This is a genomic window from Sutterella massiliensis, from assembly GCF_016899755.1.
Lineage (GTDB): Bacteria > Pseudomonadota > Gammaproteobacteria > Burkholderiales > Burkholderiaceae_F > Sutterella > Sutterella massiliensis.
Genome location: NZ_JACJJC010000482.1, coordinates 1 through 252, shown reverse-complemented (window position 1 = coordinate 252; position 252 = coordinate 1). Strand labels below are relative to the sequence as shown.

General features: G+C 44.8%; 1 protein-coding gene. It reads right to left on the bottom strand.

Annotated features, from left to right (window positions below; all coding sequences use genetic code 11):
* Positions 1 to 68: 68 nt before the first annotated feature.
* The coding region (locus H6A60_RS13405; RefSeq protein ID WP_205105353.1) for a restriction endonuclease subunit S domain-containing protein at positions 69 to 252 on the bottom strand (184 nt) is incomplete at its 5' end.

Here is a 252-nt window from a genome sequence, read left to right as displayed (position 1 = left end):
CGATTCAGGCTGTCAGCGTTTTTCATATGTTTTCCAAAATTCGGTTGTCGGTTTTAAAGTCGGCTGTTTCAGCGCCAATCCTCTGGTATGGCGGTGAATTCAAACGAGCGAATTGTTTCGTCTAATAACTTTCTTTTCTCGATAAGCTTTGTCTGTTCGTCGAACGCGTGTTGTTCTGCAGCAATCTGTTCCTCCGAAAGTTCGGGAACCGGAAATTTCTCCACATCCTTCGCTGACATGAAGAGCATCTTC